This window comes from Paenibacillus sp. VTT E-133291, assembly GCF_002264395.1.
In the GTDB taxonomy this organism is placed as follows: Bacteria; Bacillota; Bacilli; order Paenibacillales; family Paenibacillaceae; genus Paenibacillus_AQ; species Paenibacillus_AQ nitricinens.
On sequence record NZ_NFVA01000016.1, the window covers coordinates 1 to 13,103 of the forward strand.

Below are 13,103 nucleotides of genomic sequence, written 5' to 3' on the forward strand. Positions count from 1 at the left end.
CCAGCAGGATGCAGAGGCCTCAGATGAGCTTGGGAATCAGGATCAGAATGAGCCTAGTAAAGGATTTTTTGCCAGATTATTCGGCTTAGATTCAGACTCTGAATCCGAAGATGAGGCGCAAGATCAGAATACCCAACAAGCAGGCGGGTCATTGTCTGCAACAGAGTCAGGGGAAGAATCGCAAGCCAAAGTGACGCCAAAGTCCAAACTATCTAAGAAGCAAGCACAACAAGAATCACAAGACAGTAATCTAAAGGGAAGCGGCGGGCTACAGAAGAAACGAGACCGCGAGCACTCCAACTCGTTAAAAGAATCCGTCATTTACTGGCAAGGTAATGATGAAATCCCTATGTCCCTGCAAGATACGAAACAAACACTTACTGAGGTAATGGGACTTGGCACAAGCTTTGATGTGACGTTTAGACAGATGTCCTTTGGCGGACATAAGACAGCTCTACTCTGTTTAAGTGGATTTACTAATACAGATGTGACCGATGATATTCTGAAACGTCTGACCTATCTCACATCTGAGAATCTGTCAACGGGTGTGCTGTCTAGCTTTATGAATGAATATGTCCCTCACATTCAGGTGGAAGAGGGAAATTCTTTAAGTGAAAGTATCGAGAAAGTACTAGAAGGCTTGAGCGTGCTATTCGTCGAAGGTGAGAACAAAGTTATCATCATGGATACTCGTTCTTATCCTAGTCGCAGTCCAGCCGAGCCTTCGATTGATCGGGTGGTGCGCGGTGCGCGCGACGGTTTTACAGAGACTTTACTGAGCAATATCTCGCTTGTAAGAAGACGGGTTCGTGATCCAGGGCTGAAATATGAGCTATTTCGGGTTGGACGACGGACACAGACAGATGTCTGCGTGGCTTACATTGATGATATTGTTGATAAAACACAAGTTAAGTCTGTTATCGACAAAATCAAAAGCATTGATATTGATGGTATTCCTCTGGCAGATAAACAATTAGAGGAGGCAATTATCGGCGGTGGATGGAATCCATATCCTATGGTGCGTTATTCTGAACGCCCTGACGTCGTAGCTTCCAATTTATTAGAGGGACGGGTAATACTGTTTGTAGATACCTCACCTATTGTTATTGTTCTTCCAACTACTTTTTTTGATCTTTGTCAGCATGCAGAGGAGAATCGTCAGACTCCTTTTATGGGAACGTACTTGCGGTGGGTCCGTTTCATCGGTATATTTGCGTCCATGTTTCTGCTGCCGCTATGGATGTTGCTTGTCATTCATCCTGAACTAAAGCCGGCTGTGCTGGATTTCATTGGACCTCAAAAGACCGCCAGAATTCCAATACTCGCCCAGTTTCTAATTGTGGAGCTTGGGGTTGATTTACTGCGGATGGCCGCAGTACACACACCAACGCCTTTAGGATCAGCGATGGGTCTGATTGCTGCCATACTGATTGGTGATATAGCGGTACAGAGTGGTTTGTTTGTAAATGAGGTAGTTCTGTATATGGCTGTTGCCTCCATCGGTATGTTTGCAACCCCGAGTTATGAGCTGGGTCTTGCGAATCGAATAGTCAGGCTTGTGTTATTAGTAGCCGTTGCGGCATTCCAGGTGCCAGGATTTATGATTGGCACGACGTTACTGACTATTTTCCTAACTACCCATCGGTCCTATAACTCCTCTTATATGTGGCCGTTTATACCTTTTAATGCAAAGGCAATGAGTGAAATTCTAGTGCGCAAGCCAGTCTTAAGCTCGAAGAATAGGCCGTCTTTCAATAAAACTAGAGACAATACAAGAGTGCCGCCTACTCAAAAGAATGATTAACAATCGTAGGAAAATACAAAACTACTGCAAATTAGTCCATTCAATGGAGTTCCCACTGTCTGTTATACTGAATACACTAAAGACAGGGTGGAACCTTGATATTCCACAGAAATTGGAGGACTAAAGAATGTTTCTACACGGTACTAGCCGAATTAACGATGCTGGGCATTTGGAGATCGGCGGATGTGATGTAACTGAATTGAAGGCGGAATATGGAACCCCGCTATATATATTGGACGAGCAATTGGTGAGACAACGTTGCCGGGAATATATGGATGCTTTTAAATCCTCTGGACTTGGGTTCCAAGTAGCTTACGCAAGTAAGGCGTTCTCAGTAATGGCTATGGTTCGTTTGGCTGATGAAGAAGGCTTGTCGCTTGATGTTGTATCGGATGGCGAACTTTATACTGCTTTGCAAGCTGGCTTTCCTGCAGAACGTATTCATTTTCATGGCAACAATAAGACGTCAGAAGAGATTGAAATGGCGATTGATGCCGGGATCGGCTGCTTTGTAGTCGATAATCTGGTAGAACTTAATCTTTTGCAGTCGATTGCATCACGTAAAGAAGTTAAGGTTAACATCTTATTACGTGTGACACCAGGTGTCGAAGCACATACGCATGAGTATATTACAACAGGCCAGACCGATTCCAAATTCGGATTTGATATCGGTAATGGAGCAGCTTATGAAGCAGTTAAAGCAGCAGTCAGCAAAAAGAATTTAGTGCTGCTTGGCGTACACTCCCATATTGGTTCTCAAATTTTTGAAACGGATGGATTCCAGCTTGCTGTTGAACGTGTAGCGAGTTTTGCTCGTAGTGTTAAAGAAGGTTTGGATGTGGACTTCCGTGTAGTAAACCTAGGTGGAGGTTTCGGTATTCGTTATGTTGAGGGTGATACCCCGTTACATGTTTCTGAATATGTAGGTGCAATTACGGATGCCGTGAAGACTCATTTTGCTGGAATTTATAATGCTTTGCCTGAAATTTGGGTGGAGCCGGGCCGCAGTATTGTTGGAGATGCAGGGACTACACTTTATACAGTAGGTACGAACAAGGATATTCCAGGCGTGCGTAAGTATGTTGCTGTTGACGGTGGGATGACTGATAATCCACGTCCTGCATTGTACCAATCTAAATACGAGGCATTACTTGCTAATCGTGCGAATGAAGAGGCTACAGAAACTGTATCCATCGCTGGTAAATGCTGCGAGAGCGGAGATATGCTGATATGGGATGTTGAACTGCCTGAGGCTGAAAGCGGTGATCTGTTGGCTGTAGCCTGCACAGGCGCTTACAATTACTCGATGGCGAGCAACTATAACCGGATTCGTCGTCCGGCCTTAGTGTTCGTTCAGAACGGACACAGCGATCTTGTAGTGCGCCGCGAAAGCTATAATGATCTTATTGCCAACGATATTGTTCCTGAGCGTATCGCTAAACAAGCTGCTGTAGCTAAGTAACAGCCGTTAATGTTAGGTAGGGAAAACTGGTAAGGCATAGAGAGCAAGCAGGAATTACTCCTGCTTGCTTTGCTTTGTGCGTGGTTTCATAGTAATATAATTGAGGTATTCTAAATTTGTTAATTTTGAAAGGGGTCATTTACATATGGCAAAGCAAGCGAAAATTACTCTTGAAAATGGCGGCGTAGTGCTGATCGACTTGTTCGATCAAGATGCACCAAACACTGTAGCTAACTTTGAAAAGCTAGCAAAAGATGGTTTCTACAATGGATTGACATTCCACCGTGTTATCCCTGGTTTTGTAGCTCAAGGCGGATGTCCTAACGGAACTGGATCTGGTGGTCCAGGATACACAATCAACTGCGAAATCAACCCAAACAAACACGAGCGCGGAACACTTGCTATGGCACATGCGGGTAAGAACACAGGCGGAAGCCAGTTCTACATCTGCTATGCACCGCAACCACACTTAGATGGAGTTCACACAGTATTCGGTAAAGTAGTTGAAGGTATGGATCTTGTTGATACTTTCAAAGGACGCGACAAAATGACTTCGGTAGAAATCATCGAAGCTTAAGAATTCTTAATTTAAAAAGGCTAGTCTCCAGATTATCGGAGGCTGGCCTTTTTCTTATTTAATAAGGAATCCGGCTTATTCTTTTACGTCTCGATTTACGCTGCTCTGGCACCCAGAAGAATACCAAATACATGAGCAGAAACACAAAGAAGGCAAACAACTCTTCAACAAGCAGGTAATAAGGATAAGGTCCGAAATAATCCAATACAGAATAAGTGCTGGGCTTATGAGATAGGAACATGTAGTTAGACCCTAGGATGTAATTGGCGATCCACACACAGGCGGCCACAATGTTTAGTCCAAACAGGGTGAACAGGAGAGATTTCCAAGTGGGCTTATAGCCCTCAATCCAGGTCATATAAAGAGAAGCGAGAACAATACCACCATGTGCTATAAAGAACAGTAGAAATCGGAAATGAGGGAACGGATAGACCAGATTCGGTGTGAGTAAAGCAATGAATGCTCCACCTATCCCAGCAAAATATAGAAAGGAGTAAAGTGTTCGGCTGCGAGTTATCAGCATGATAACAGATAATAGTAAAGTAATTCCGCATAGTTCGAATGGGAGTGAGCTGCTGGATTGCCATACGCCTTGAGAGAGGTACCATATTTGAAGTCCTGTTTCTGAGAATAAAAGTATAATGATCAGCAGCAAACGCACACTTTGCCGAAGTCTCACATCAGTCCGAATCTCGAATCTTAAACTGTAAAACAGTATACAGACCAATGTAATGATAGACAGAGCAATCCAATGTGAAGGGGAGAACATAATGAAATCCTCCGTACGCTGTCGATCAAAATAAGATGAAAGATGCATGAACCAACCTCCTTCGTACCTGAAAAGTACTTCAAAAAACAAATTTATAAACATTGATATTTTCTGTTTCTGAACATCCATAAAATGGTTAAATATGTATGGATTCTGTCAACTGCCCACAAAAGGATGTCTTTTCATTATTTTAACATAAGATGGGGCGATGGGCGCGGTATTACATAAGAAGCAATCGAGCATGCGGAATGGCAGAGATTACGCTTCAAGTGGGGATACAAACACAGAAAAATCAAATTGGAAAAGGAATTGGAGGCTATAGGATAATGTTAAAGAAAAGAATAAGTGTGATGATCGTTATTCTGTTGCTTGTAGCGCAATATGCTTATGGCATCGGGTTCACTCCACAAGTACAAGCAGCGGCAATCGATCAAGAGCGGAATATCATCACCAGTGTCTCAATGGCTGTATATGGTGCAGACGGGCAGACGGTTACGGATAGCGTCTATGAACAAGATGCTAATGTAACATTAGATTATGCGTGGTCTCTTCCTAAAGCTCATCAATACAAGCAGGGAGATACCTTTACCTTTCAGCTTCCAGAGCAGTTTCGGCTTTTTAATGATATTAACGGTGTGTTAGTCTCAGAGGATGGAGATGTAGGAACTTTTACAGTTGAGCAGTTATCACATCAAGTAACTATGATCTTTAATGACTACATAGAAACGCATGATGACGTGCAAGGAACGCTTCGGATCAATACTAAGTTTGATAAACAAAAGATCTCAGGAAGTACTATTCAGCAGATTTTATTTCCGGTAAGCGGTGGTGTTCAGACGGTTACTGTGAATTTTAAACCAAATGTAGGATCGACCATTGAGAAGAGGGGGATTCCTCAGGGTTTTAATGCAGACCATATTCTATGGTCGGTTGACGTAAATAAATCATTAAAAACTGTTGGAAATGCAGTTGTAACGGACCCTATACCATCAGGTTTGTCACTTAGCACTCCGGTTACTGTGAGTGTGTATCAACTGAGTATCCAGTTGGACGGTTCGGTAACGCAAGGAGCACTACTCGATACCAGTAAATATTCTACAGCGTTCACTGGAGGAACGTTAAATGTTCATTTCACTGATCCTGCGATATCGAGTGCATACCGTATTGAATACTCCACAGCTATTACTGATGAGCATCGGCTAAGCTTCACGAATACAGCGACTTTTTCAGGAGAGGGGCAAGTTCCTGTAAGTTCCTCTGCTACTGTTCAAGTAGAACGAGGAGGAAGTTTGAACAAGTATTCTAGCGGATATGACTGGAGCAATCAAATCATTTCCTGGGCAATCGAATATAATTTTAATGAACAAAAGATCTTGCAGGGAGATGCAAAACTAGCGGATTTATTTGATGATTCTCAAGCGTTAGTAGCGGATTCGTTAAAAGTGTATAAGGTGCAGTTGGATTCAACGGGTGCACCAACGTTAGGAAATCTTTTGAAAAAGGATCTTGATTACACTGTAGTTGCAGCTTCAGACGTGAGTAAGACGGGGTTCTCCTTGCAATTTAATCAGGATGTATCCTCCCCCTTTCGAATTGAATATAAGACTAAAGCAGTAAACCGTGTGTTTGCAGATACTACAATCACGAATACAGTTACGGATAGTACCTACACTGAACAGGCTACTCGTTTAATACGTTCAGCCATTCTGTATAAGAATTTATCAGACGTAAATTATCAGAATAAAACGGTTGGATGGAAAGTCACATTAAACAGTGATAACTATCCAATGGACCGGGTTGAAATTACAGAAACGTTCCCGTTTGGTGGATTGAAATTCATCCCAGAATCGCTTGTCATTAGAGATTCTAAAGGGTCCGTATTGAATCCTTCCAAATATAGTTTGGTTTACAATGCTCCTGTTCAGTTCAATAAAGGATTCAAGGTGGTCTTTAATTCGCAGATTACTGGTCTTTATACGGTTAGCTATACAACGGAATTTAATAAGGATTGGATTTGGTCTAATACTGAAAATTTCAATAACAAGGTTAGGATGGAATGGTTAGACACGTCCGAAATTCCTCGCAGAACAGAAGCAGAAGGTTTATTTATCCCAAGAGATGAAGCGAAAAGTAATGGCTTGAAATTTGGTTCCTATAATGCTTCGACTAAAGATTTAGCTTGGACATTAGGGGTCAACTATAATAGCAAAACGGTTGCAGAGCCAGTGGTCGTGGATATTTTGAAATCGGGTCAAACCCTGGTTCCTGGATCGCTGAAAGTGTACACCATGAATGTTGCTAAGAATGGAGATCCAACGAAAGGTGTCGAGGTAAACAGTAGCAAATACACTTATAGTGTCAGTGCTACTAACGAGTTGAAGGTCTCTTTTAAAGACAGCATTTATTCCGCTTATTATATCGACTTTCATACAAGTCTTGAAGGCCAAGTCATTGGCACTTCTATTGAGAATAAGGCCAATCTTTATGATGGAATAAAGAAGGCTTCCAAGGATTTAAATGCTTCTGTAACGATCCCTCATGGGGATGAATATCTCTTAAAGGATGGTGCTCAGAAAGGTGATAAAATAGATTGGAGTATTCAAATCAATAGCGGTCAGTCTACGGTGAAGAATGCTGTAATCAAAGATACGCCTAGTGCTAATCAGATTTTACTGCAGGACTCCTTCCACTTGTATCCAACAAGCGTAGCAGAGAACGGGGACATAACCAAAAGATACCCTGAATTGATTCAGGGTATCGATTACAGCCTAGAAATAAAAACGGATGTAGACGGCAAGCAGTCGTTTGATTTAAGCTTCGCCAAGGAGATTAGTAAACCTTATATTCTCGACTATCAATCCCTGATTATGGCGAATACAGGAGATAAAGTTACTAATACTGTTCGTTTCAGTGGTCATAATGTTAATGAAATTAGTAAAGATTCTTCTAAAGAAATTATCGTCGGTGTGTCGAGTGGATCAGGATCAGGTAGCGGGGTTAGAGGCTCCTTGATGATCAAGAAGCTGGATGCAGAGGACAACTTGAAGACGCTGGGAGATGCAACTTTTGCACTCTATCGTCTAAACGGCTCAGACCGGGTATTTATGAATAGCTTAACCACAGATTCCACAGGTACAGCAACATTCAATAAATTATGGTTGGGTAACTACGTATTGATTGAGACGATAGCTCCTATTGGCTATGTACTTGATCCTACAGAGCATCCAGTGTCCGTTCAGTCTTCATCAACGAATCAACTCGTAATTACAAATCAAAAAGCAATTGAGCCTACGCCTACTGCAACACCAGAGTCAACTATAGCTCCAACAGCAACACCGACACCGACCTCATCAGCTTCGTCGGAACCAATGGTTACTCCGTCAACAGATCCGACTGTAGCACCAACTTCAACACCGATATCAGGAATCCCAGGAGGCCCGGTGACACCAACATCCACGAGTTCGCTGGTGCCGGGAGTAATCATCAATGATCCGGCAGTACCTGCTGGCCCTGGGAATACGACCAATCTGGAATCCACGACATCAGAAGAAGTGGGAACTCCGGATTTAGTTATTACAGATGAAGATGTTCCGTTAAGAGAAGTCGACATTGTTGATGAGGAAGTACCGAAGGGGCTGGTGAACAACAGCACTTCAAGTGCTCCTCAGCTTCCTAAGACGGGAGAAAGTAGCTCTGCACCGCTTTATATGATTGGTATTGGATTAATAGCCATTGGCTTTATTCTAAACCGTGTGTTTAAACGGAGGGGAAACAGGTAGCAAGTCTTTGTTTAGAGTATGAACTGCGATTGAAATAAAAAAGCATTCGGCAAAAAATTGTCGGGTGCTTTTTTACGTTTGCCCAAAACTCAAAACATCCCCACAAACATCAATCGATCGCTGGGAAGGAAGTCTCAAATTCAGTTTGTTTGGGTGTGCTTTTGGCAGAAATAGCCCCACCGTGGAGCTCTGTGATGCTCTTAGCAATCGCGAGTCCTAATCCGCTTCCACCAGTCTCTCGGGAACGTGATTTATCGACGCGATAAAATCGCTTAAATAAGTGGGGGAGATCCGTGGCAGGGATCGGGTTGCCGTAATTCTTGCATGTAGCAATCACTCTATCGTCTGTTCTATAAACTGTAATATCTAGAATCTTACCTTCTTTACCGTATCTAACCGCATTGGTAAATAGATTCTCATATAATCGAACTAACTCATCCGCATCACCAAGGATAATCAAAGGGCCCTTATCCGTATGAATACGATAGGTCATATCCGCTTGCTCAAGTACGGGAGCGAATTCCTCGACAAGCTGTTCAAGCAGCTTTCCGAGATCAACAGGCTCAATATTAAGGGGGAGCCCGCTGCTGCTAACTCGTGTATATTCGAATAAATCGTCGATTAGCTTTTTAAGAGTCAGAGATTTCTCATAGGCAATATTCACATAATAACGAAGTTCGACCTCGGTCTTATAACGATCCTTTTCTACATACTCCAGAAATCCGAGTACAGAAGTTAGAGGGGTTCGGAGATCATGTGATACACCTGTAATTAGGTCGTTTTTGGCTTTCGCAGCTGCTCGTTCTTCCTCTATAGCAGATTTTAGCTTGCCAGCCATGAGGTTCATATTTTCGGCGAGTTTACCAAGTTCATCCGTACCTGATACCGGTACCTGGAAAGATAAATTGCCGTCTGCAATAGCTTGAACCCCGCTCGTAATGTTTTGAAGATTACTGGTTGTATTTCTGGATAGTTTAAGGATGAAAAAAATAAAGAAAGGAATTCCAATAAGAATCACTACAGGAATAGACCCGATGTTATTGATTACCCAGTGGATGAGTCTAACCCCCCAGAAAGAACGAGAAGGGTTTAGCCATAGCAATAGGGATATACCATAATAGCCGACCAATACGATTGCTGCTGTAAGTGCTAGACTCGTTAGGCTGAAGCCAACGATTTTCCAGGATAGGGTATCGAATCGTTTAAAGTTCAACTAGAAGGACCTCCTTTCTCCAATTTGTAGCCAACGCCCCATACCGTCTTCAAATATTGTGGTTTTCTCGGATTAGCTTCAATTTTTTCTCTAATTTTTCGAATGTGAACCATGAGCGTATTATTGCTTTCGAGAAATTGTTCTTTCCATACTTTAGCGTAAATTTGCTCCATGCTTAGTACTTGTCCCCTGTGACGGGCGAGCAGCTCCAGAATTGCAAATTCTCTCGGAGTAAGTTTTACTGGCTGATCATCCACGCTAACTTCATGCGTAACCGAGTTAATAACCAAGCCATCAATGATGATTTCATCCTGTTTGGCACTTAGATCTAACATGTAATTCCGGGTTCTACGCAGCTGAGATTTAATGCGGGCGACAAGCTCCAACGGACTAAAAGGCTTCGTAACAAAATCATCCGCACCTACACTGAGTCCCGTGATTTTGTCTAGTTCCTGACCCTTAGCAGATAACATAATAATTGGAAATTTATGTGTTTCGCGAATTTTAATACAAGCCTCGATACCATCCATGTTGGGCATCATGATATCTAGAACCATTAGGTCTATAGTTTCATTGTTGATAATTTCAAGTGCTTCCAGCCCGTCACGAGCAGTGAACAGACGGTATCCCTCGTTCTCCAGATAGATCTGCATGAGTTTAATAATCTCTGCTTCGTCGTCAACCAAAAGTACTGTTGCGTTGTGCATTACTCAGCGTCCTTTCTTGTAAAGCATCCTAAAATCCTAACTACAAGAAGTATACATTTCCGTAAAACATCCAGGCAAATGGCAGATCACCCGCTGAAAGACTAACAACGATCCAAGAGAAACTTAAAGCTAGAATATAGCCGCCTGCATAACAGAAATGCAGAAGCAAAAAAGTACTGATAGCTTGGGAAAGCTGTCGGTACAGGCCCAATTGCCCAAATTACTCGCAGGACCATTCTAGGTTGTTATTTCCTTTAGCTTGCTCCCATCGAAGAGCCTCAATCCATGTTTTAATCTGTGCAGAAAGAACGAGCTGGGGCTTGGAATGCTTTTTTTTGAAAGTTGAAAAAGTTTCCATGTTAGGAATCTTCCTTTTTGTAGTTCGTAATCCTTATTTAACATGAGATTTCTTAACAACGGTGGCAGGCAAAAGTAAAGGTAAACTTAATAGTTTCTTAACAAGTCTTAAGATTTGGGAAGCGGCTATGCTATAATAATTTCAAATTCAATAGGTTGGAGGAGAATTGAAAGATGTGGAAAGAGTTTAAAGCTTTTGCCCTGAAAGGAAATGTACTAGATTTAGCCATTGCTGTCGTTATCGGAGCAGCTTTTGGTAAGATTGTGACTTCATTAGTATCTGACATCATTACGCCAATTGTTGGCTTGATAACAGGTGGTATAGATCTGAAGGATCGGGCTCTAAGTGTTATGGTTATGCATAATGAACTGATTATTCCTTATGGGCAATTTTTGCAGGCGGTCGTTGATTTCTTTATTATTTCCTTCTCAATCTTTATGGTGATTAAACTGGCTAATAAATTCCAGCGCAAAGAAGCCGTTAAAGTTGAAGTGGTGGAGACGCCAGCACCCGCAGAAGATATCGTGTTGCTAACGGAAATTCGTGATCTATTGAAACAACAAGAACGTGGTTTGTAATTGAAAAGGAAAAGAAGCGCCTGGAGATAAAGTCCTGGCGCTTCTTTGTTTTCTTCTTTTTATGAAATTATGGAATGGATTATAACTGTACCTCCGTTGGCTTTCTATAGCCCAATAAAAATGGATGGATGTGTAAGAGAGAGACGAATTCTTATAAAAGTTTGTTAATATAAAACCATATCGTTTCTTCTTGTAATCACCATACCTCTCAGAATCAAGTTACAAATTTTAAGTAAATATATAAAACGCACTTGCATTTCGAAGGTGTAAGTGATAATTTTGTTAGTAAGGAAAACTTGAACCTCAATTAAATAAAGGATCAATCCTTCAGGGCAGGGTGTAATTCCCTACCGGCGGTGATGTTGTTGTAGAGTGCTTATTTCTTAAGTTTATCTACCACACTTAGTCCGCTACCCGGCTCGCGTTGTTGACGCGAACGGTGGACCCGGTGAAATTCCGGGACCGACAGTATAGTCTGGATGGAAGAAGGAGAGGTTAACCGCTTGTCTGTTTTAGACAGGTGGACTGCAGTGTTTTCATTTATTATGTGCGATATTTCACAATTACCGTCGTTTGACGGTTATTTACGCACACTTTTATTTGGACTGCCGCTAAACTCTCGCATAACCCATCTTTACTCCTCCTGGAGAATGAGATGGGTTTTTCTGTTTTTATGCATCAGATAGACAGTAAGTGGATAGGAGGAACGAGATGGACAACATGAATGACGAGTTTTATATGTCGCTAGCGCTGGATATGGCAGAACGGGCCCAAGGACAGACCGGAATTAACCCAGTTGTTGGCTGCGTGGTTGTAAAAAATGGAGCGATGATTGGGCTTGGAACTCATTTGCAGCGCGGAACGGGTCATGCTGAGGTGCATGCCTTGAACATGGCGGCTGGTCAAGCTCAAGGCAGCACTGCCTATGTAACACTCGAACCGTGTAGCCACTATGGTAAGACCCCGCCCTGCAGCCAAAGGCTGATCGACGAGGGAGTAGCCAGAGTGGTAGTCGCTTGTGAAGACCCTAACCCTCAGGTGGCGGGTCGTGGGGTTCAAATGCTGCGTGAAGCTGGTATTGAAGTAGAGGTAGGGTTGCTGCGTGATCGTGCGTTGCGGCTGAATGAGCGGTTTATCAAATATATTTTGACAAAACAGCCGTTTGTTACACTCAAGAGTGCCAGTACGCTGGATGGTAACCTAGCTACCAAATCTGGTGACAGTAAATGGATTTCGAATGGAGAAGCGCGGGAGATCGTACATACACTGCGGCATCGGCATCAGGGAATTATGGTCGGTGTGAACACAGTCATTGCAGATAATCCTTCACTGACCACAAGAACGGAAGTGCCGGGCATTAGCCCGATACGGATTGTAATTGATTCTGGACTACGTATTCCATTGGATTCAGCAGTTGTAAGTGACGGTCTAGCGCCTACTATCATCGTGACAACTGAAGCTGCAGATGCTGAAAAGAAAGCAGCGCTTCTTCAAGCAGGTGTGCAAATCATTGTTAGCGGAGCAGGACCACGCGTGGATTTGAAGGCTGCTATGGTAACGCTCGGTGAAATGGAAATCGGATCGATTTTACTTGAAGGCGGAGGTACGTTAAATGGAGCGATGCTGGAGAGTGGGCTAGTTGATCGAGTGATTCTCTTTTTCGCTCCAAAGATTGTTGGCGGTGGTGCTGAAGCGAAAGGGACGTTTGTATTTCCAGGTGCAGAGTTAATGAAGGATGCGATTTCTCTGGAGGGATTGGAAGTAAAAGTGCTCGGAGATAATGTATGTATCAGCGGTACTCCGGAACGCTAAAGTGAATGGTTACAAAACTTAATCGTGTGCTTCCAGAGCAATTT

Annotated in this window: 9 protein-coding genes and 1 riboswitch; of the genes, 6 read left to right on the forward strand and 3 right to left on the reverse strand. The window is 42.7% G+C overall.

Translation table 11 applies throughout. The features are described from left to right. The first annotated feature begins 151 nt into the window (after positions 1-151). The 3 genes from CA598_RS09385 to CA598_RS09395 all read left to right on the forward strand — a co-directional run bounded on the left by CA598_RS09385 (position 152) and on the right by CA598_RS09395 (position 3,843). A complete protein-coding gene (locus tag CA598_RS09385) occupies positions 152-1,804 on the forward strand; it encodes a spore germination protein (protein WP_256989805.1) in 1,653 nt (550 codons plus the stop codon). A gap of 127 nt (positions 1,805-1,931) precedes the next feature. Next, positions 1,932-3,266, forward strand: coding sequence for a diaminopimelate decarboxylase (gene lysA, locus CA598_RS09390; protein ID WP_094870107.1), 1,335 nt, complete (start codon positions 1,932-1,934; stop codon positions 3,264-3,266). Positions 3,267-3,411: 145 nt separating this feature from the next. Beyond that, positions 3,412-3,843, forward strand: a complete 432-nt coding sequence (locus CA598_RS09395; protein WP_042190291.1) for a peptidylprolyl isomerase — start codon at positions 3,412-3,414, stop codon at positions 3,841-3,843. Positions 3,844-3,901: 58 nt separating this feature from the next. Here the strand turns inward: CA598_RS09395 and CA598_RS09400 are convergent, their stop codons facing one another. Then, complete coding sequence (locus CA598_RS09400) at positions 3,902-4,660, reverse strand: YwaF family protein (RefSeq protein WP_094870106.1); 759 nt, start codon at positions 4,658-4,660, stop codon at positions 3,902-3,904. A gap of 278 nt (positions 4,661-4,938) precedes the next feature. On the opposite strand from CA598_RS09400, the gene CA598_RS09405 reads away from it, so the two are divergent. Beyond that, positions 4,939-8,391 (forward strand): collagen binding domain-containing protein, encoded by a 3,453-nt coding sequence (locus tag CA598_RS09405; RefSeq protein ID WP_179283630.1) that lies wholly within the window; start codon positions 4,939-4,941, stop codon positions 8,389-8,391. A 109-nt stretch (positions 8,392-8,500) separates the two neighbouring features. Here CA598_RS09405 and CA598_RS09410 read toward each other — a convergent pair whose 3' ends face one another. Next, positions 8,501-9,604, reverse strand: coding sequence for a sensor histidine kinase (locus tag CA598_RS09410; protein WP_094876361.1), 1,104 nt, complete (start codon positions 9,602-9,604; stop codon positions 8,501-8,503). After that, complete coding sequence (locus CA598_RS09415; protein ID WP_094876362.1) at positions 9,601-10,311, reverse strand: response regulator transcription factor; 711 nt, start codon at positions 10,309-10,311, stop codon at positions 9,601-9,603. Before CA598_RS09415 ends, CA598_RS09410 begins: the two co-directional genes overlap by 4 nt. Positions 10,312-10,842: 531 nt before the next feature. Here CA598_RS09415 and mscL point away from each other — a divergent pair. Together mscL and ribD are read left to right on the forward strand one after the other, a co-directional pair. Continuing rightward, positions 10,843-11,247, forward strand: coding sequence for a large-conductance mechanosensitive channel protein MscL (gene mscL / locus CA598_RS09420; protein WP_076284542.1), 405 nt, complete (start codon positions 10,843-10,845; stop codon positions 11,245-11,247). A 319-nt stretch (positions 11,248-11,566) separates the two neighbouring features. Next, a riboswitch (FMN riboswitch) is annotated at positions 11,567-11,742 on the forward strand. Positions 11,743-11,958: 216 nt separating this feature from the next. Next, the gene (gene ribD, locus CA598_RS09425; RefSeq protein ID WP_094876363.1) at positions 11,959-13,059 is read left to right on the forward strand and encodes a bifunctional diaminohydroxyphosphoribosylaminopyrimidine deaminase/5-amino-6-(5-phosphoribosylamino)uracil reductase RibD; all 1,101 of its coding nucleotides are present in this window, start codon (positions 11,959-11,961) and stop codon (positions 13,057-13,059) included. Positions 13,060-13,103: the final 44 nt, after the last annotated feature.